This is a genomic window from Nocardia sp. N2S4-5 (assembly GCF_044628355.1).
Classification (GTDB): domain Bacteria; phylum Actinomycetota; class Actinomycetes; order Mycobacteriales; family Mycobacteriaceae; genus Nocardia; species Nocardia wallacei_B.
Genome location: NZ_JBIUPM010000001.1, coordinates 783,263 through 801,509, shown reverse-complemented (window position 1 = coordinate 801,509; position 18,247 = coordinate 783,263). Strand labels below are relative to the sequence as shown.

General features: G+C 69.7%; 18 protein-coding genes. 2 read left to right on the top strand and 16 right to left on the bottom strand.

All coding sequences use genetic code 11. The features are described 5' to 3' along the window. Positions 1–45 precede the first annotated feature (45 nt). The 8 genes from ACFMRZ_RS03645 to ACFMRZ_RS03610 are packed head-to-tail and all read right to left on the bottom strand — an operon-like array spanning position 46 to position 4,890. Entirely contained in the window at positions 46–702 is a 657-nt protein-coding gene (locus ACFMRZ_RS03645; RefSeq protein ID WP_400177906.1) for a class I SAM-dependent methyltransferase, read from the bottom strand. Further along, positions 699–1,739, bottom strand: coding sequence for an oxygenase MpaB family protein (locus tag ACFMRZ_RS03640; RefSeq protein ID WP_400177905.1), 1,041 nt, complete (start codon positions 1,737–1,739; stop codon positions 699–701). The genes ACFMRZ_RS03645 and ACFMRZ_RS03640 overlap by 4 nt, the downstream gene beginning before the upstream one ends. 27 nt (positions 1,740–1,766) lie before the next feature. Then, positions 1,767–2,300, bottom strand: coding sequence for a 3-hydroxyacyl-ACP dehydratase FabZ family protein (locus ACFMRZ_RS03635; RefSeq protein ID WP_400177904.1), 534 nt, complete (start codon positions 2,298–2,300; stop codon positions 1,767–1,769). Then, positions 2,284–2,706, bottom strand: coding sequence for a hypothetical protein (locus ACFMRZ_RS03630; RefSeq protein WP_400177903.1), 423 nt, complete (start codon positions 2,704–2,706; stop codon positions 2,284–2,286). Before ACFMRZ_RS03630 ends, ACFMRZ_RS03635 begins: the two co-directional genes overlap by 17 nt. Beyond that, a complete protein-coding gene (gene fabG, locus ACFMRZ_RS03625; RefSeq protein WP_400177902.1) occupies positions 2,703–3,446 on the bottom strand; it encodes a 3-oxoacyl-ACP reductase FabG in 744 nt (247 codons plus the stop codon). Before fabG ends, ACFMRZ_RS03630 begins: the two co-directional genes overlap by 4 nt. A gap of 46 nt (positions 3,447–3,492) precedes the next feature. Further along, positions 3,493–4,479 (bottom strand): ACP S-malonyltransferase, encoded by a 987-nt coding sequence (locus ACFMRZ_RS03620; RefSeq protein ID WP_400177901.1) that lies wholly within the window; start codon positions 4,477–4,479, stop codon positions 3,493–3,495. A gap of 19 nt (positions 4,480–4,498) precedes the next feature. Then, positions 4,499–4,747, bottom strand: a complete 249-nt coding sequence (locus ACFMRZ_RS03615) for an acyl carrier protein (RefSeq protein WP_400177900.1) — start codon at positions 4,745–4,747, stop codon at positions 4,499–4,501. Then, entirely contained in the window at positions 4,744–4,890 is a 147-nt protein-coding gene (locus tag ACFMRZ_RS03610) for a hypothetical protein (RefSeq protein WP_400177899.1), read from the bottom strand. Before ACFMRZ_RS03610 ends, ACFMRZ_RS03615 begins: the two co-directional genes overlap by 4 nt. A gap of 257 nt (positions 4,891–5,147) precedes the next feature. On the opposite strand from ACFMRZ_RS03610, the gene ACFMRZ_RS03605 reads away from it, so the two are divergent. After that, the gene (locus ACFMRZ_RS03605) at positions 5,148–5,969 is read left to right on the top strand and encodes a TIGR03621 family F420-dependent LLM class oxidoreductase (RefSeq protein WP_400177898.1); all 822 of its coding nucleotides are present in this window, start codon (positions 5,148–5,150) and stop codon (positions 5,967–5,969) included. Here ACFMRZ_RS03605 and ACFMRZ_RS03600 read toward each other — a convergent pair. The 6 genes from ACFMRZ_RS03600 to ACFMRZ_RS03575 all read right to left on the bottom strand — a co-directional run bounded on the left by ACFMRZ_RS03600 (position 5,952) and on the right by ACFMRZ_RS03575 (position 11,368). Beyond that, on the bottom strand, positions 5,952–6,527 hold the full coding sequence (locus ACFMRZ_RS03600; RefSeq protein ID WP_280363105.1) for a DUF6879 family protein: 576 nt from the start codon (positions 6,525–6,527) through the stop codon (positions 5,952–5,954). The two genes, ACFMRZ_RS03605 and ACFMRZ_RS03600, sit on opposite strands and share 18 nt — an antisense overlap. 12 nt (positions 6,528–6,539) lie before the next feature. Continuing rightward, complete coding sequence (locus ACFMRZ_RS03595; RefSeq protein ID WP_400177897.1) at positions 6,540–7,613, bottom strand: methyltransferase; 1,074 nt, start codon at positions 7,611–7,613, stop codon at positions 6,540–6,542. A 37-nt stretch (positions 7,614–7,650) separates the two neighbouring features. Continuing rightward, a complete protein-coding gene (locus ACFMRZ_RS03590) occupies positions 7,651–8,523 on the bottom strand; it encodes a TIGR03621 family F420-dependent LLM class oxidoreductase (RefSeq protein ID WP_400177896.1) in 873 nt (290 codons plus the stop codon). Next, complete coding sequence (locus ACFMRZ_RS03585; protein WP_400177895.1) at positions 8,520–10,064, bottom strand: FAD-dependent monooxygenase; 1,545 nt, start codon at positions 10,062–10,064, stop codon at positions 8,520–8,522. The genes ACFMRZ_RS03590 and ACFMRZ_RS03585 overlap by 4 nt, the downstream gene beginning before the upstream one ends. Then, positions 10,064–10,324: an acyl carrier protein gene (locus tag ACFMRZ_RS03580; protein ID WP_280272995.1), complete on the bottom strand. Its 261-nt coding sequence runs from the start codon at positions 10,322–10,324 to the stop codon at positions 10,064–10,066. The genes ACFMRZ_RS03585 and ACFMRZ_RS03580 overlap by 1 nt, the downstream gene beginning before the upstream one ends. A 153-nt stretch (positions 10,325–10,477) precedes the next feature. After that, a complete protein-coding gene (locus tag ACFMRZ_RS03575) occupies positions 10,478–11,368 on the bottom strand; it encodes an alpha/beta fold hydrolase (RefSeq protein WP_400177894.1) in 891 nt (296 codons plus the stop codon). A gap of 156 nt (positions 11,369–11,524) precedes the next feature. On the opposite strand from ACFMRZ_RS03575, the gene ACFMRZ_RS03570 reads away from it, so the two are divergent. Further along, positions 11,525–12,118, top strand: a complete 594-nt coding sequence (locus ACFMRZ_RS03570; protein WP_400177893.1) for a VOC family protein — start codon at positions 11,525–11,527, stop codon at positions 12,116–12,118. Positions 12,119–12,165: 47 nt separating this feature from the next. Here ACFMRZ_RS03570 and ACFMRZ_RS03565 read toward each other — a convergent pair whose 3' ends face one another. Together ACFMRZ_RS03565 and ACFMRZ_RS03560 are read right to left on the bottom strand one after the other, a co-directional pair. Then, positions 12,166–12,843 (bottom strand): class I SAM-dependent methyltransferase, encoded by a 678-nt coding sequence (locus ACFMRZ_RS03565; protein ID WP_280363117.1) that lies wholly within the window; start codon positions 12,841–12,843, stop codon positions 12,166–12,168. 18 nt (positions 12,844–12,861) lie between these two features. Continuing rightward, positions 12,862–18,240 (bottom strand): acyltransferase domain-containing protein, encoded by a 5,379-nt coding sequence (locus ACFMRZ_RS03560; protein WP_400177892.1) that lies wholly within the window; start codon positions 18,238–18,240, stop codon positions 12,862–12,864. Between the last annotated feature and the right edge of the window lie 7 nt (positions 18,241–18,247).

Sequence of the window (18,247 nt, the reverse complement as noted above, 5' to 3'; positions counted from 1 at the left end):
CGCGGCAGTGTCTCGGTAACCGGCATACCGAGCCTCCTTCGGTGGTCAGGCCTGTTTCACGAGACGGAATCGCCAGGCCGGCGGGATCTTCGACGAGGTCATGAAGGCGCGAATCGGTCGCTGCGTGGCGGGCACCTCCCCCACTCGGCTCTGCATCTCCTCGTTGGGGACCTCCTCGGCCAGCGCCACATCCCACGCCGGGAACCGGCGGCCGAGTTCTTCCGCGGTCATCCCCACCTCGCCGTAGGCCTCGCGGCCCCAGATCCACAGCACGGCGCCGGGCGCCGCATGGGCCGTCACGACCTCGGCGTACCGGTCGCGCGAATCCCACGGAACGCTGTGCAGGCAGCCGAAGTCGACGAGCAGTGTGTAGTCCGCGCCGATCTCGGCGTCTTCGAGGGCGAGAAGGTCGCCGTGCACGAACCGGGCCGTCGTCACGCCCTCCGTACGGGCCCGCTCCCGCGCACGCTCGACGGCCTCGGCGACCAGTTCGACCCCCGTCACCTCCCAGCCGTGCTTCGCCAGGTAGACGCTGTTGCGGCCGGTGCCGCAGCCGAGGTCCAGCGCGCGGCCGGGCGGCAGCGCGTCGGCGCCCTCGACCAGTTCGACCAACCCGCGATCGGTGTCGAACGTATCCCAGAACGCCAGTCCCAGGCGGTAATACATCTCGTAGGGCAGGGTGCTGGTGGAGGTCTTCTTCACCGGTTCCACTTCCTCTCCACCACCGCCGGGCGCGGATCGGCGTCGTCTGCCCGCCGCACGGTGATGCGGCGGGGATTGATGTGTTCGCGACGGAAGGCCGCCACCGCGACTTGCGGGTAACGCCACGACAGCGGGGCGAGCCGCTCCCAGAGCGGACTCAGTGCCCGGCTCACCGCGCACACCGCCACATACAGCCGCTCCTCCCGGGCCGACCAGGAGATCTCCAGTTGTTCCCGCACGGCGGCCGGGGTGCCGCCGATGGTCAGGAACATCAGCACGGCGACGAACGCGTTCCAGGCGCGGGGCGGGATCTTTCCGCCCGGCGGACGCGGCAGCGTGCGGCTGTTGAGCCGGCGGGCCACATGCCGGGCGCCGATATTGCCCCGGCTCTCCTCGCGCAGCACGCGCTCGAAGTATTCCTCGAATTCCGCCCAGCTGCGCGGCGCGTCGGCAGGCAGGGCGACGCCCCACATCGAGTACAGGTCCAGGCTCTCCCGGAACAGCCGCTCCTTCTCGGCCGGGCTCAGCCTTCGCACGAACCGGTCGATGCCGGTCACCAGGTGGTCGAGAAATGTGGCGTGCGCGAAAAAGAATGTATTCGCGTCCAGCGAGTGGTACCGGCCGCCGCCCGGCATGGCGCCCGACAACGGTTTGTGGTAGTTCCGGATCTGCAGACCACGCTTGCGGGCCTGTTCCGGTGGGGCATAGACGGTTTCGAAGATCGGGACGAAGGCGACGCGCAGCCGTTCCATCGGGCCGTGCGCCCGCGAATGCTGCATACCCGACTGCGCGAATTGCGGGTGCACCGCCTGGGTGACCACGCTCCGCAGCGCGATGCCGAAATGCCGGAAATCACCCATGTACCGCCAGGTGAGCGACTGCGGCGAGAGCGGGAGTTGCTGTAGCTCAGATCTTTTCAGGCTGGAGTCGGCGGACCGCTCCGGAACGAGCGGTGGGGTGGCGGCGCGCCGCGCGGATTTCCCGGCGGCATCGTCCCCGTCCTCGCCCGAGCCACCGATCATGGAAATGATCTGCACCGCATCGACGGTACCGCAGTCCCACATTCACTGCAATGCTTGCGGCACAACGTCATCGGATGTTCGCGACATTGTTTCGGTAACATTCTCCGACGCCGCGAGGGAGTCCCCCGGACGGAATGCGGCGATGATGGAATCGACCGTCGCCACCCGGCCCGCGGGTGTCGACATCTCGCCGGAGAACACCACGTTGTCGCCGATCATCCGTTCCAGCCGGACCTCGTGGCTGACCAGGTCACCGGGCCACACGCGGCGCTCGAAGACGCACTCGCGCAGCACGGCGACCATGCCGACGCCGCCGAGCGGTTCCCGGCGGTCGTGCGCGGTCAGCAGCCACAGCAGCGCGCCGCTCTGCGCGAACGATTCGACCAGCAGGGTCTCGGGATAGCCGAACGCCTCCGGCGGCGCGTCCGCGGGCAGGCCCGCGAAACACGGCTCGGCCCCGGAAACCGCCTTGACCGTGGAGATGCGCTCGCCCGCGGCGTACGACAGCACCCGGTCCACCAGCAGCATCGGATGCCGGTGCGGCAGAAGCCGCCCGATCTCACCGTATTCCAGCATCGGCGCCTCCGTTCAGCGCGAAGACGAGGCGCACGGTGGCGGCGGTGACGCCGTCGCCGCGCACGCAGGTCGCCCGCACCTCGATCCGCTCCTCCGATCGGTCGACGGAGAATTTCCCGCGCACGACGAGCCGATCGCCCGGGCGCACCGGCGCGGTGAAACGCCCGGATCGCAGGCGCCGCAGCGGCCCGGCTCCGCCGGGAACCCCTTGCGCCAGCGCTACTTCCGCCGCCCGGACGACATTCTCGACAATGAAGACGCCCGGATAGATGAGATAGTCCGGATAGTGCCCCGCCTGATAGGGATCCGAGGCGACGACGGACCGCACGGCCTCGAATTCGCCGGGACGCGGCACCGTCACCGTCAGCCCCGCGGCGGGAATCGGCGAGGCGACCGCCCCGGTCACAGGACCATCCCCCCATCGATCCGGATGACTTGGCCGGTAATGAAACTCGCGGCGTCCGAGACCAGGAAGTGCACCAGCTCGGCGACTTCCTCGGGAGTGCCGAAGCGCCGCAGGGTGATCGCCTCGAGCGCGCGTTCGCGGGCGGCCTGTTTCGACGCGGCGGTCATCTCGGTCTCGATCCAGCCGGGCGCGACCGAGTTGACGCGAATACCGTAGGGCCCCAGCTCCTTCGCCAGTGAGCGGCTCAGGCCGTCTATGCCCGCCTTGGCGGCGGCGTAGTTCGTCTGCCCGGCGTTGCCGCGTTCCCCGGCGACCGAGGAGATATTGACGATCACTCCCTTCCGCTGCTTGATGAAGCTGAACGCCAGCCGTCGGCAGAAGTGGAAGGTGCCGGTCAAATTCGTGTCGAGCACGGTGTGCCAGTCCGCGTCCGACTGCAGCGCCAGTGGTTTGTCCCGGATCACCCCGGCGCAGTTGACCAGCGCCTCGATCGGCCCGATCGTCTCTTCGACCGCGTCGAGGAAATGCCGCACCGCGGTGTCGTCGGCGACCTCGCACCGCGCATAGTGACATTTCCGGCCCGCCTCGGTGACGGCGTCGGCGACCTCGCGCGCCGCGTTCTCGTCGGTGCGGTAGCACAGCCCGATGTCGTAGCCGGATCGCGCCAGCCGCACCGCGATCGCACGGCCGATGCCGCGCGATCCGCCGGTCACGACGGCACACGCTCCGTCGTCGCTCATCTCCGTCACCTCTCTCCGGCTCGCGGCCGGCCGGACCATCGGTTGTTCAGCGGCCCGGCGACTCCCGGGCCGCCTCGGCCGCTCGCGCGGCCGCCGGTATGTCGGCGGGACAATTCACCGTGAGCGCGACCAATGCGCGGTCGTGCAGCCGGGCCAGGCCGCACAGCGCCTTACCGGGGCCTACCTCCACAAGAATGCGGGCGCCGAGATCGCCGGTGAGACTCTGCATGGTGCGGTGCCACTGCACCGGTTCGACCAGTTGCCGGCACGCCAGCTCCGCCCAGTCGGCGGGCCCCTTCTTGACCAGGCCGTCGGCATTGGTGACGAGCGCGGTCCGGCCCGGCATCACCGCGACCGCGGCCAGCGCCGCGGCGACGGCGGGCACCGCCGGGCTCATGAACGGTGTGTGGAATGCGCCGCCGACCCGCAGGTCGATGAGTTTGCCGCCGATCTCGCGGACTCCGGCATCGAGCGCGGCCAGCCCGGACTCGGTCCCGGCGACGGTGATCTGTTGCGGCGCATTGATTCCCGCCACCCAGACCTCCGCACCCGCCTCCCGCACCCGCGTGACCAGACCGACGCTGTCGGCGTGATCGGCATTGACGACGACCGCCATGGTCCCGGGCCGCTGTCGCGCGGCCGCGACCATGGCCTCCGCGCGGACGCTCACCACCCGCGCGGCGTCGGCGAGACCGAGCACTCCGGCGGCGACCAGCGCCGAGTACTCCCCCAGGCTGTGCCCGGCGCAACCGGCCACACCGTCCACCGGAAGTCCCGCGGCCGCGAGTTCGGCGAGCACGACCATTTCCAGTGCGAAGGTGGCCAGTTGCGCATTGTCGGTGCGCCGCAGGGTCGCCGCGTCGGCGTGCAGCAGCAGTCCGGCGATGTCACGCCCGGTCAGCTCAGCGAGGGCGGCCACCAGAGCCCAGGATTCCGTCTCGATCCACGGCTGCCCCATTCCGGGCCGTTGCGCCCCCTGTCCCGGGAACAGCAGGGCGACGGCGCCGGGCGCCCGGACCTCCTCGACGGCCATGACCTCACCCCGCCGGCGGTCAGGGCAGCCGGCCGAGCAGGTGGGCGTAAAGCCCCTGGACATTGCCGAGTTCGAGCAGTTCCTCGCCGCTGACCTCCACGTTGTACCGGCGCACCAGATGCACCGCCAGCTCCAGGCCCTTGGCCGAGTCGGCGCCGAGATCTTCCTTGAAATGCGCGGTGGCGGTGACCTGCTCGGGATCGATATCGAAGACGTCGGAGACGAGTTCGCGAAGCTCCTCGATGTCGGGTCTGGTCGAACTGGTCATGACTGCAACCTCTCCTCCGGTGCCGGATACGGCCAGACCGGCATCACCGCGGCCGCGTGCGCCCAGGCCCACGGCGCGAGCATGACGAACAGCGATCCGTACCACGGGGTCGACGCGAACTCCACGATCCCACCTCCGGTCACGGACGAACAATGTCACGACCACCGTCGGCCGGGCAGCTGCTCGATAAATGACAGTACGCGAGCGCGGCGGCCGGGGGCAAGCTTCGGATAACATTTTCAGTGCATTGTTTCGATCATTGCTGCGCTGCCTGGCGAACGCCACCGCAGACCACACCGTGGACGCCATATATCTTGGCGGCCAGCTATTTTCGTATACGGCTCGATGATTTGGGAGGCCCGGCGGCATGACACGAGCATTCAGGTTCGGGATCAGCATCATGACGGCTCCGGCGGACCGGGAATGGGTCGCGGCCGGGGTTCGCGCCGCATCGCAGGGCTACGACATCCTGCTGGCGCCCGACCATCTGACGACTCCCGCGCCCTTCCCGTTCGCCGTGGCCGCGGCCTCCGCCACGCCGCTGCGCGTCGGCACCTACGTGCTCAACACCGGCCTGTATCCGACAGCGCTGCTGGCCCGTGAGGTAGCCACGGCGGCCGGGAACATCGCGGGACGGTTCGAACTGGGTCTCGGAACCGGTTATCTGCCACAGGAATTCGCGGCCGCGGGCATCGACCCCGGCTCGCCGCGGGATCGAGTGGACGATCTGGCCCGCGCCCTCGACACCGCCCGCACGGCGCTCGGCGGAGGGACGGACGTACCGATCCTGGTGGCGGGCAATGGAGACCGCGTCCTGCGACTGGCCGCCCGCCACGCCGATATCGTGAGCTTCCTCGGCATGCGCTACGACCCGTCGTCGGCCGGCGGGCTGAGCCCGCTCGGGCAGCGCGCTTTCGCCGAGCGGGTGGCCTACTTCGACCGCGTCGCCGCCGACCGATCGGCCGCGATCGAGCGCAATCTCACCCTCCGCGCGGTGGTGGTCACCGACGACCGCGACGCCGCCCTGCGCGCCCTCACCCGGCGATTCCGGCTGCCCGCCGAGGTCCTCGCCGACCTCCCGATACTCCTGGTGGGGACGATCCCGGAGATCGCGAAACAGGTCGAGGACCTCCGGGAGCGGTTCGGCATCTCCTACTTCGCCGTACCCGACCGGCACCAGGACGAGTTCGCTCCGGTCATCGAATTACTGCGGGGCGCTTGAGGTTTCCGCGCCCACCGCGGCCGCGCCGGGCGAGAGGTACTCCCGCAGCGGCAGCGACCGCGCCACCGCGAGGTCGCGCCACCGCCGGCACTGCGCGACCAGGGCCGGGTTGGTGAGTTCCTGCGTCGCCACGAACCGGTCGTCCGCGTCGAATTCCATCGACCACAGGGCAGTATCGTCGAACAGCCAGTAGTCGAATCCTTCCGGCAGGTCCGCGGGCCACGGCCCGTCGGGCACCGGCAGCACCCGGATGTCCTCGCCCGCGTCCACACACTGGACGAACGCGGCCAGCGCGAAACGCAGGTAGTCGCCGAGCGGTTCGCGGGCGACGAACACCCGCTGCAGCACGCGCCCCTCGGCGACGTGACCGGAGATCACGCGCAGGAACGTGTCGGGCAGATTGTCGATCCGCCCGGTGCGCAGGTATTCCCGCATCGGCTCCGCCTCGGAATCGAAGTCGTACCGCTGCAGCGTGGCGAGGCGGAACCACGACGAGCGGATGCCGGTGAGAAAGCCCCGAATCTCCGGCGATTGCAGTTCGGTGATCCGTCGTGACATGGGTGTTCCCTTCTACGCCGGAACCGCTTCGATGATGTCGGCGCGATCCAGCGTCGCGGTCGGCACGATCCGTGCGATTCGTAGTCCGGCCGCGCCCAGCAGTGTCGCGTAGCGGCGTTCGGTGCGCTCGCCGCGCCCGGAGGCGACGAACATGGTCAGATCCGCCCAGATCTTCTGCCGGTGTTCGCGGGTCGATTCGGTGCGGTCGGGCATCACGACCTCGACGACGAGCAAGCGCGACCGCGCACCCATCGCCGCGCGGCAGCGGCGCAGGATCTCCACCGCCCGGTCGTCGTCCCAGTCGTGCAGCACGCTCTTGAGCACGTAGGCGTCGGCCGCCGGCGGCAGCGGATCGCTGAAGAAGCTGCCGCCCGCGAAGCGGTACCGGTCGGCCAGACCGGCGTCGGCGATGACACGGTCCGCGCCCGCCCGGCAATAGGGCCGGTCGAAGACCACTCCGGTCATGTCCGGGTAGCGGCGCAGGATCGGCGGCAGCAGCGTGCCGTATCCGCCGCCGACGTCCACGATGCTGCCGATCCCGGTGTAGTCGTAGGCGTCGGCGACGGCCTGTGCGACCGCAGCGGTCGCGTCGGCCATGGCGGTGTGGAACCGGTCCTGTGCCTCGGGCAGCGTGGCCAGGCGGTCGAAGGGATCGTCCACCCGCTCCTGCTCGCTGATCGGCGCGCGCCCGGCCCGGACGCGCTCGGTGAGCCGCATCCAGCCGTGCAGGAAACGTTCACCGCCGGAGACGAGTACGGCGTCCCGGAGCGAGCCGGGCGCGTCGGCACGCAGCGTGGCGCCGGCGGCGGTCGCCTCGAACAGTTCGCCGTCGTCGAGCTGGCGCACCAGGCCGATGGTCGCGAGCGCGCGCAGCAGGCTGGTCACGCCCACCTCGTCGGCCCCGGTGGCCGCGGCGACGGCGGCCGCCGAGCGGGGACCGTCGGCGAGCGCGTCGGCGACGCCGAGTTCGGCGGCCGTGGTCATCGCGTAGCCGATCCAGCGGGTGGCGAGCAGGTCGGTGATCGTGTCGGTGTCCGGGTCGGCTCCGCAGTGCGGGCACACCGCTTCGGCGGTCAGTTCGGCCATGGCTGTTCCGTTCTCCCTTGGTATTTCCGTCGTCCGGTCAACGCAGCAGTTCCATGGCTTCGGCGAACAGGTCCATGGAATGGCCGAAGGTGGTGAAGTAGCTGATGCCCAGCCGCTCGTGCAGTTCCGCGATCTGGTCGGCGATATCGCGCGGGGTGCCGAGCAGGAAAACCGGTGAGTCGTCGAGGGTTTCGCGGGTGATGCCGGGCATCCGCGGCCGCAGCCGCTCGAGCAGCGGTCCCGCGTCGGTGGCGACCTGCTGCACGAGCAGGTTCAGTTCGACCTCGCTCAGGCGGTCGCGCGCGGCCGCCCGGACGAAGGACACGCGCTCGGCCAGTTGCGCCGATCCGGCCGGGATCCGGCTGCCGTCGCGTCCCTTGGCGGCGCCGCTGAAGCTGATCACGTCTGCGTATTCGGCCGCCAGCCGCAGCAACCGGTCGCCGCCGCCCGCGATCAGCAGCCGGGGGCACGGTTGGTGCGGGCGGGGCGCGTATTCGGGGTCGGCGTAGAGCCGCCGCAGTTCGGCGACGGTGCGGCCGAGGTGCCGGACGCGGTCGCCCGCCGTGCCGAACCGTATTGCGGCTGCGCGGTATTCGGCCTCGACGTAGCCCGCGCCGATGCCCAGTTCGAGGCGGCCGCCGGTGAGTCGATCCACCGTCGCCACCTCGCGGGCCAGCAGCACCGGGTTGTAGAACCCGGCATTCAGCACGAACGTGTTGACCAGCACGTGTTCGGTCGCCTCGGCGGCCAGGACCAGCGCCGGGAACGGGGCCGGGTATCCGAGATGGTCGGCGAGCCCGATGACGTCGAAGCCGAGTTTCTCCGCGCGCCGCGATTCCTCGACGAATGCGGTGCGGTCGCCCGACCACACCGTGTTGACGCCGAATCGGAGTGTGTTCTTCTCGCTCATATGTCCTCCACCGCAACGGCTCTCGATCCCAGCAGCACACGGTCGAGCGACTCCCGCAACGCCCGCACCGGGTCGTCCGGAGCGCGCCGGGCCCGCCAGGCCACCACCTGGTCCGGGCGGACCAGCAGCGCGCCGGTGTCCTCGAGGCCCACCGACTCCGCCCACGGCGTGTCCAGGCTGTACAGCCGCAGTCCCGGTCGCGCGGCGGCGTCGACCGCCGGGTTCCAGTGCGCCGCATCGGGTCCGGTGAGCAGTGCGAAATCGGGACCGATCAGGTCGAGGGTCGAACGGTCGTGATCCAGCGGCCGGTGCGGGAGCCGGGTGCCGGGCTGGCCGGACAGCGCGAAATAGTCTGTGGGGGCACTACTTCCATCGTCGATGACCGCCGCGGATCGGTACTGGGCGCCGAGGATCAGCACCGTCGGATCGGCCAGCGCCGTGCCGTCGGGCGAGGTGCCGTACTTGCGGCGCAGATCCGCGGCGCTGCGCAGACTGGACTGATCGGCGGTGAACCAGCCCACCGGATGTCGTTCGTCGTGGTAGGTGTCGAGCAGGCGCGCCGAGGCGGCGCCGCACAGCACGTCGGCCAGCTTCCACGCCAGATTGTGCGCGGCCTGGATGCCGGTGTTCGCGCCCAGCGCGGCGTACGGCGGCATCACGTGTGCCGCGTCGCCGACCAGGAAGACCCGCCCCGCGCCGAATCGGTCGGCAATGAACATTCCCGGTGTCCATTCCATGACCCGTGCCACCCGGACCTCGATGTCGGGGACGCCGATCGCGGCCCGCATCGCGTCAGCCCATTCCCGTTCCGAGCGGTCGGCATACCCGGCGGTGGTGAAGAACCAGCGCCCGCCGCCCGCGCCGGCCAGTCCCCCGGCGACCTGCTCGTTGTCGATCTGGAAAATGCGGTTCTCCCGGTCGTCGACCAGCGCGGCGAGGTCGGCGTGGAATTCGATGTTGACCAGTGTCTCCATAGCCCCGCGGCCGCTGCGGGCGATGCCGAGCCGCTCTCGGATCGCGCTGTGCGCCCCGTCGGCGGCGATGAGGTAGTCGGCCCGGATCGTCTCCATGCCACCGGCGGCCGCCCGCACGGTGGCCGTGATGCCGTCCGCGCCCTCGGACCAGTCGTCGCATTCGACGCCGAAGCGCAGTTCGACGCCACGCTCCGCCGCGATCTCGCGCAGCACCGGCTCGAGCAGGTCCTGCGCGCACAGGCAGGTCTGCACGGGTGTGACGGCCGACGGCGCCGGGCCGGGCGGGCGCGGCAGGTCGAGAGGTTTCGCCGCGACGAGCGAGGGACCTGCCGACGCGAGTTGCCCGCCGCCCCGGAACGTCACTGTCCGAGAGGCCGCCAGGACGCGTTCGGCTATCCCGATCTGACGGAAGATCTCGACGGTGCGGACATTGATCCGCCGCGCCTTGGGCAGTGTCGAGGTCTCCCGGCGGCGTTCCACCAGTACCGCCTCCGCGCCGTACCAGTTCAGGAACAATGCCGCCGACAGGCCGGCCAGCCCGCCGCCGACGATCAGCACACGCGGCATCAACGCCATCCCGCGTGTTCGGCCACCACGTCGTGGACGGCCTTCATGTTGACCATCTTCGCCAGCTCCGACTGCGGTATCTCCACCTTGTAGGTCTTCTCCAGGCGGGCCAGGATCTCGATGGCGCGCAGCGAATCGGCCTCGTGGTCCTCCACGAAGAGGCTGTCGTCGGTGAGTTCGTCGGGTTCCAGCTCGAGGACGTCGCACACGATCTCGCGCAGTTCGTCCATGTGGGCCTGGTAGGAAGTCGTGTCGGTCATCGCTGTCTCCTGTTTCCGATCCGATACCGCTGTCTCCCAGCAGGTTCCGCGCGGCGGCGGATGAACGAACGTCCGGTCTCGACGATATCCAATTTTTCCGCGCTTTGTCAGAGCATTCTTCGGCAATGTTCCGACAATGCGCCCGGCGAGCTGTCAGGCGGGCTGCCGGCGCAGCAGCGCGCGCAGTTGCCCGGCGAACTCCACCGGGTGGGTGATGTGCGGGTTGTAGCCGCCGTCGAACACGAACACCTCGCCGCCGACGAGATCGGCCAGGGCGTGCGCGCAGCGGCTGCCGAACATCTGCGGTGGCGTCGATTCACCCACGGCCGCAATGAATTCCACCCCGGACGCGGACAGCTCGCCCGGTTCCAGGGCGGTCTCGCAGGCGGCCGGGATCTCGTTGACGTACAACCATTCGAAGTTGCGGGTGCGCTCGGCCGACATCACCTGGGACTTCAGGTTGAGTTTGGCCGTCTGGCCGCCGCCCGGTCCCCGCTTGCCGCTTTCCGCGCCGCGGCGCTGGTCGGCGACATCGATGCCGAGGAACTCCCCGGTGCGCACGATCGTCTGGACCAGCCCGGCCGTCCGATAGGTGTGCGCGAGGTCCAGGAATTCGCGAACGTGCCGCCCCCGTTCGGGTTCGGGCAGCAGGAAGGGGGCGTGCGGGGTGTGCGCGACCACGCCGGCGACCTGTTCCGGATGCCGCGCCGCCAGCAGCAGCGCCGTCACGACGCCGAGGCCGACGCCGAATACGGTCGCCGGACGTCCGCCCAGCGCGGTGAGCAGCATGTGCGCGTCGTCGGCGTGGGTGTGGTGCGAGACCAGCCCGCCCGGGTCTGCGGTGAGCGGGCTGCGGTGGAAGCCGCGGCGGTCGTAGGTGATCACCGTGAACGTCTCGCCGAGTTCGGCGATCGCGTCCGCGCGGCGGCGCGACTCCCCGCCGCCGTTGTCGGAGATGAGCAGCAGCGGCCCGGCGCCGGAGACCTCGTAGAACAATCCCGCGCCGGGCACCTGCAATGTTCCGGATCGGCTCGTACCATTCACGGAAATGTCCCTCCAACCCGGGCTCGTCACCAGCGCGATCGACACATGTGGCGTGTGAACCGTTGCACCACAGCGTGTTTCGTCGGGCATCCGATCGGCCATCAATGCTCGACAATTCAAGCTACTATGGGCCTCGGTGTCAGACAATAGCCGGAGGTGGTCATGACCAGGCGGACAAACAATGAATTCAGCTTCGGCGGGTTCAATCATGTGTCGCTGCTGTGCGACGACATGAAGCGCACCGTCGAGTTCTATCGCGACATCCTGGGGATGCCCCTGATCAAGACGGTGGACCTGCCCAAACGGCCCGGCGGCGGGCAGCAGTTCGTCTTCGACGTCGGCAACGGCGCGTCGCTGACGATCTTCTGGCTGGCCAACCGGACCGACGGCCGGCCCGGCAATTTCAATCCGCCGCCGGGCGACCAGGAGTCCGAGGCGCCGCAGTGGAACGCCGCCGTCAGCTCGCTCAACCACATCGCCTTCGATGTGCCGCCGGAGAAGTTCGACGAGTACTACGAGCGGCTCAAGGCCAAGGGGGTCGGCGTCGGGCCGATCCGCAATCACGACGACAGCGAGACCCAGGAGGCGGAGCAACTGCACCCCGGCGTGTACTGCCGCTCGTTCTACTTCCGCGACCCGGACGGGGTTCTACTCGAATTCGCCTGCTGGACCCGGGAACTCACCGAGGACGAGGTGGTGCACGAGCCCAAGACGGCGGCCGACCGCACGCCCGTGGCCGCGACGTCCTAGCCGCGACGGCGACGACCCTCCGGCCGCGGAGGGTCGCTTCGCCGGTTTCACGCCGCGGCCTTTCTCCCCACCACGAGCAGGGTCGGATCCTGCGGGATGCGCGACACGCTGACATCGTGCAGCGGCAGGTTCCGCACCATCGCGCGGGCTTCGTCCAGTTCCAGTCCCTGGCCCGCGACATAGGTCCGGAAATGCCACAGCAACGGGCCCCGCGCGAGCTTGGGCGCGTTCATGCGCGCGACGAAACCCTGTGCGGCCTCGAAGGTGCAGCCCCGGTCGATCTCGAGGACCGTGAGCCGCCCGCCCGGCCGCAGGACCCGCACCAGCTCCGCCATTCCCGCGGCCCGGTCGGGCCAGTGTTTGATCGAGCCGACGCTGACGACCGTCGAGAAGCGATCGTCGGCGAACGGCAGGTCCGTCGCGGAGGCCACGCGAAATGTCACGCGGTCACGGAGCCGGGCCGCCCGCTGGGTGGCCCGTTCCACTTGATCCGCCGAGAGGTCCACCCCCACGACCGACACGTCGTCGGCGCGTTCGGCGACCGCGAGCGCCAGATGCCCACCGCCGCAGCCGACGTCGAGGACCGAGCCGCCGATGGCGACGTCCGCGAGCAGGCTGTCGACGAGACCGGCCTGGCTGGCCAGCACGCTGCCGGCCACCGTCCGGTCGTAGAACCACGATTCGAAGCCGCTGTAGGTGGAGGTGATGTCGCGGAACAATCCCATGCCGAAATCCGATCCGTGTCAGTGCTGCGCGAGCCACGTCGCGATGTGGCGGGCGACGTCGGCCGCGCCGTCGGTGAGCAGGGTGAAATGGTCGTAGCCGACCTCGCGCACGGTGTGTTCGGGCTGCCACGGGGAAGCGAGCGGGAACTCCGGGAGGTCGCCGCCGGGCGGGCGGTAGTTCTCCGTGCAGCGGACGAACAGCACGGGCAGCGGCAGCGGGTTCAGCGGCAGCGCGCGTAAGTGGCGGCCCCACATCGCCATGGCGGTGAGCTTCACCGCGAGACCGCTGTCGCCCGTTCCGTCCTCGCCGTCGAGCATGCCCGCGAACAACGGTTCCATCGGGGCGCCCCAGCCCGCCGCGTCCGGCCGGAAGCTGTCGAGCATCACCAGCCCGCGCAACTCGCCTGGGCGCCGGGCGGCAAATTCTCCGGCGACGGCATGTGCCAGGACGCCGCCCGAGGAGTAGCCGACGAGCACGATCGGCCGTCCTCCCGCCGCGTGTTCCACCGCGTCACACAGCCAGGTGACCGCGGCCGAGGGGGTGGCGGGCAGGGGTTCGCCCGCACCGAACCCGGCCAACGGCACTCCGCTCACGGGTGTCCGGCCCTCGAATTGCTTGGCGATACGCACGTATTGATGGATGCCGCCGGTGATAATCGGCGCGCTGACGCACACCAGCAGCGGGTCGGCCTGGCCCTGGGAGAGCGTGAGCGGTGTGGGCGGCGGTCCCGCGGCGTCGAAGGTCGGGCGCAGGTCCGCCGCCGCGCTGATCAGTGCCAGTCCCCGGTCCACGGTGCGGGTCCGGACGGCGGCCCGGAACAGTTCGGCGACACCGAGGTCCGCGGCGACGGAGGCCTCGGCATCGGTGTTCGACGTGTCCGGTTGCGCCAGGCGCGACATGATCACGCCCGCGAGACCGGTGACCGAGCCGGAATCCAGGATTTCCATGGGCGACAGCCGTATTCCGCTCGTCCGGCGCACCCCGGCCTGAATGTCCATGACACTCAGCGATTCCACCCCGAGTTCGAGGAAGGGGCGATCCGGCTCGACCGCGCCGGGATCCCGGTGCCCGAGTGCGGCGGCGACGACGGCCCGCACCTCCGCGGCGATGTCCCGCCGCCCGTCCGGCCCGGCATGGGCGAGGTCTCGCGCGGATTCCGGTTCCGGTCTCGCACGCACGGCGTCGGCGACGAGCTGCCGGAGCAGTGCGGGGCGATAGTCGGTGCGGTCGGCCAGGACGGCGGCGTCGATCCGTACCGGGTGCAGTACCGGTTCGCCGCGCCGGACGGCACGGTCGAACAGACCGAGGGCCTCCTCTCCGCTCAATCGCGAAATACCCTGCCGCCGTAAGCGTTCCATCTGCAAGTCGGTGGTCAGGGCGCCGACTCCGAGTTCGGCCCACGGCCCCCATGCCAGCGCCGTGGCGGGCAGCCCCAGCCCGCTGCGGTGGGATGCCAATGCGGCGAGGAAGGCGCTCCCCGCCGCATCGCAGGCCTGTGCCGCCGGTAGGACCGATCCGGTCGCCGCCGACAGCAACAGCAAGAACGACAGGTCCATATCCGAGGTGAGTTCGTGCAGATGCCAGGCCCCGGCGTGGTCCCGCAGCGCGGCGTCCAACGGGGCGGGGGTCAGGGTGCGCACCAACGCCAGCGGTGGCGACGGTGCCGTGTAGACGATTCCGAGCGGCGCACCGGCGTCGACGAGCCGAGTGAGCAAGCGCCGCAAAGCATCCCGGTCCGCCGGATCACAGACCTCGATCCGCGCCTCGGCGCCCGAGTCCGCGAGGTCGCCCAGCAGAGGCCTCCCGACCTCCTCGGGAACCGGCTCACAGGTGGTCAGGACAAGCCGCCGCGCCCCATGCGCGGCGGCCAAATGCTGCGCCACCTGCGCACCGTATCCCGTGGTCCCCCCGATCACGAGCACGGTCCCGGTCACATCCAGGCCGGACCCGGACGCTGTACTCGCAGAACCCAACTCAGGGTGTGTGGGTCCAAGGTCGGGGCGTGTGGGCTCGGGGTCGGTGTGTGGGACGTGGGCGAAGCGGGGGACCAGGAGTTGTCCGTCGCGGAGTGCGAGTTCCGGCTCGTCGGGCGGAACCAGGTCGGTGAGGTCGGCCGAGTCGTCGGTGTCGGCGAGCTGGATCCGGCCGGGGTGTTCGGCTTGGGCGGCGCGGACGAGGCCCCAGACGGGCGCGGAGGCGAGGTCGGTGACGTCTTTTCCCGCCACATTGATAGCGCCGCTGGTGACGACGAGCAGGCGGGCGTGCGCGTATCGGTCGTCGGTAAGCCAGGCTCGCAATACGGCAAGTACCCGGCCGGTGGCTTTGCGCATTCCCTCCGGAACTGCCTCCGCCGCGGCGTCGATCCGCAGGACCACCAGGTCGGGCACCGGGCCGCCGGTGCGGACCCGGTCCCAATCCGCACAGATTCCGCCGCGCTCACCGGCATCCTCGGCCCAGCCCGTGTCGCCGACCGGATGTCGCTCCGATTCCACGGGCAGCCAACGCACGTGATAGAGCGATTCCGTCTGTGCGGCAGGGCGTTCCGATTCGCCCGGGGTCTGCGGCCCGGGTAGCTGGATATCGTGCCCAGACTCACCGTGCTGATCGTCGCCCTCACCGTGCTGATCGTCGCCGGGGACAGCGCCCTGCGTTCGATGAGGCGCTGTCCCGGCCGGTGCCGCGAATGCACCGACCTCATCGTGGGCTCGGCCCGCCGCTTCATCGACATCCCAGGCCGCGCCGCGCCGGGCGGGAATCCAATAGTGCTCATGCTGGAATGCATAGGTGGGCAGCGCGATTCGGCGGGCGCCCGATTCGCGGAACAACGCCTGCCACTCGACGTCGCGCCCGTGGACGAAGGCCCTCGCTACGCCGTCGAGCAGCGTTTCTTGCTCGCCGCGATCTCTGCGCATGGTCGCGAGGACCACCGCGTCCGCGGCGATCTCACCGATGGCGGCCGTCAGCCCGCTGCCGGGGCCGATCTCCACGAACTGCGATATGCCGCTTCCGCGTAGCGTGGCGATGCCGTCGGCGAATCGGACCGTCTGCCGGGCGTGCCGTACCCAGTAGTCCGCCGAGCCGTAATCCGCGGCACCGAACTCGCCCGTGAGATTCGAGACGACCGGAATGTCCGGAGCGCTGGTCGAAATGCCGCGGAGTTCGGCGGCGAGGTCCGCGAGCACGGGACCGATGAGCGGGGAGTGGAAAGCGTGGGAGACGGTGAGCCGCTTCGTCCGGCGGCCCTGCGCGGCGAAGTCCGCCGCGACCTCTTCGACCGTCTCGGCGCGGCCGGAGATCACGACCGAGCGCGGGCCGTTCACCGCGGCGATCTCCGCTCCGGGGCGCAGCCGCGCCCGCACCTCGTCCGCGTCCGCCTGTACCGCGACCATCGCCCCGCCGCCGGGCAGCGACCGCATCAGCGCGGCCCGTACCGCCACGACCCGCACGGCGTCCGAGAGCGACAGCACACCCGCGACGTGCGCGGCGGCGATCTCACCGACCGAATGCCCGGCCACGGCGTCGGGGACCATGCCCCACGATTCGAGCAGCCGGAACAGTGCCACTTCGATCGCGAAGAGACCCGCCTGAGCGTTCTCCGTCCGCGCGAGCACCTCGGAGTCGTTGCCCCACACCGTATCTCGCAATGGAAACCCGAACTGCTCTGTTATGGCATCCCACGCGGCGGCGAAGACCGGGTACCGTTCGTACAGTTCACGGCCCATCCCCGGCCACTGCGCGCCCTGGCCAGGGAACACGAACGCGGCGCGCACCGAGGCCGAGGCGGGCGTCTGCGCCCCGGCGGTCCGCAACCCCGCCAGCAACGACTCGCGGTCCGTTCCGCACACCACCGTCCGGTACTCGAACACGGTCCGCCGCGCCAGGGATACGCCGACGTCGGCCACATCCAGTTCGGGCCGCTCATCGACGAACTCACGCAATCGTTCGCACTGGGCCGACAATGCCGCCCGCGAGCGCGCCGAGACAACCCACGGAATAACCTGCGGCGCAGGAGTTTCGGTCTCACCATCCGCGGTGACAGCTCGGCGGACGGGCGGGGTAAAGCGCGGCTTCTCCGGCCGCGCGGGAGGTTCTTCGAGAATCACGTGGGCGTTGGTGCCCGATATCCCGAACGACGACACCGCCGCCCGCCGCGGACGCCCCAGGTCCGGCCACGGCCGCTGCTCGGTCAGCAGGCGCACATGACCCGACGACCAATCCACATGCGGCGTCGGCTCGTCCACATGCAACGTCTTCGGCAATATCCCGTGCCGCATAGCGTGAATCATCTTGATCACGCCCGCCATTCCCGCGGCGGCTTGCGTATGCCCGATATTGGATTTCACCGAACCGAGCCACAGCGGTTCGCCGTCGCGGTCGCGCTGACCGTAGGTCGCCAGTGCCGCCTGCGCCTCGATGGGATCGCCGAGCCTCGTACCGGTGCCGTGCGCCTCCAGCACATCGATATCGCTCACCGATAAGCCCGCGTTCGCCAATGCCGCCCGGATAACACGCTGCTGTGCTGGTCCGTTCGGCGCCGTCACACCATTCGACGCACCATCCTGATTCACCGCCGAACCCCGCACCACCGCAAAAACCTCATGCTCATTACGAACAGCATCCGAAAGCTTCTCCACCACAAGAACACCCACACCCTCACCCCAACCCACACCATCCGCCCCCGCCCCAAACGACTTACACCGCCCATCCGACGCCAAACCCCCCAACCGCGAAAACTCCACAAACACCTCCGGCGTCGCCAACACCGTCACCCCCACCACCAACGCCAACGAACACTCCCCCACCCGCAACGACAACCCCGCCTCATGCAACGCCACCAACGACGACGAACACGCCGTATCCACCGACACCGCCGGACCCCGCAACCCCAACACATACGCCAACCGACCCGACACCAACGACCCCGCCTGACCCACCAACCCATAATCGTGATACATCACCCCCGCAAACACACCCACACCACCACCCCGCAAACCCCACGGATCAAAACCACCCACCTCCAACGCCTCCCACCCCACCTCCAACACCAACCGCTGCTGCGGATCCAACCCCACCGCCTCCCGCGGCGACACACCAAAAAACCCCGCATCAAAACCACCCACCCCCTCCACAAAACCCCCACACCCCACCCCCGAACCACCCACCACACCCCACCCCCGATCCACCGGAAAACCACCCACCACATCCCGGCCACCCGACACCACACCCCACAAACCCTCACCCGACACCACACCACCCGGAAAACGACAACCCACACCCACCACCGCCAACGGCTCACACCAAGCGTCGCGCAATTCCTGATTGGCGGCACGCAGCTGCTCGACCTCGAGCAATGATTTGCGCAGCGCTTCGACGATTCTGCTGTCCGAGTTCGCCATGCTGTCC

What these genes read in the sequence shown, in the direction of transcription:
- ACFMRZ_RS03560 (WP_400177892.1), bottom strand. Translation starts at nt 18,240, where the DNA reads ATGGCGAACTCGGACAGCAGAATCGTCGAAGCGCTGCGCAAATCATTG.
- fabG (WP_400177902.1), bottom strand. Translation starts at nt 3,446, where the DNA reads ATGAGCGACGACGGAGCGTGTGCCGTCGTGACCGGCGGATCGCGCGGC.
- ACFMRZ_RS03585 (WP_400177895.1), bottom strand. Translation starts at nt 10,064, where the DNA reads ATGCCGCGTGTGCTGATCGTCGGCGGCGGGCTGGCCGGCCTGTCGGCG.
- ACFMRZ_RS03620 (WP_400177901.1), bottom strand. Translation starts at nt 4,479, where the DNA reads ATGGCCGTCGAGGAGGTCCGGGCGCCCGGCGCCGTCGCCCTGCTGTTC.
- ACFMRZ_RS03590 (WP_400177896.1), bottom strand. Translation starts at nt 8,523, where the DNA reads ATGAGCGAGAAGAACACACTCCGATTCGGCGTCAACACGGTGTGGTCG.
- ACFMRZ_RS03600 (WP_280363105.1), bottom strand. Translation starts at nt 6,527, where the DNA reads ATGTCACGACGGATCACCGAACTGCAATCGCCGGAGATTCGGGGCTTT.
- ACFMRZ_RS03565 (WP_280363117.1), bottom strand. Translation starts at nt 12,843, where the DNA reads ATGGGATTGTTCCGCGACATCACCTCCACCTACAGCGGCTTCGAATCG.
- ACFMRZ_RS03635 (WP_400177904.1), bottom strand. Translation starts at nt 2,300, where the DNA reads ATGCTGGAATACGGTGAGATCGGGCGGCTTCTGCCGCACCGGCATCCG.
- ACFMRZ_RS03615 (WP_400177900.1), bottom strand. Translation starts at nt 4,747, where the DNA reads ATGACCAGTTCGACCAGACCCGACATCGAGGAGCTTCGCGAACTCGTC.
- ACFMRZ_RS03595 (WP_400177897.1), bottom strand. Translation starts at nt 7,613, where the DNA reads ATGGCCGAACTGACCGCCGAAGCGGTGTGCCCGCACTGCGGAGCCGAC.
- ACFMRZ_RS03605 (WP_400177898.1), top strand. Translation starts at nt 5,148, where the DNA reads ATGACGGCTCCGGCGGACCGGGAATGGGTCGCGGCCGGGGTTCGCGCC.
- ACFMRZ_RS03580 (WP_280272995.1), bottom strand. Translation starts at nt 10,324, where the DNA reads ATGACCGACACGACTTCCTACCAGGCCCACATGGACGAACTGCGCGAG.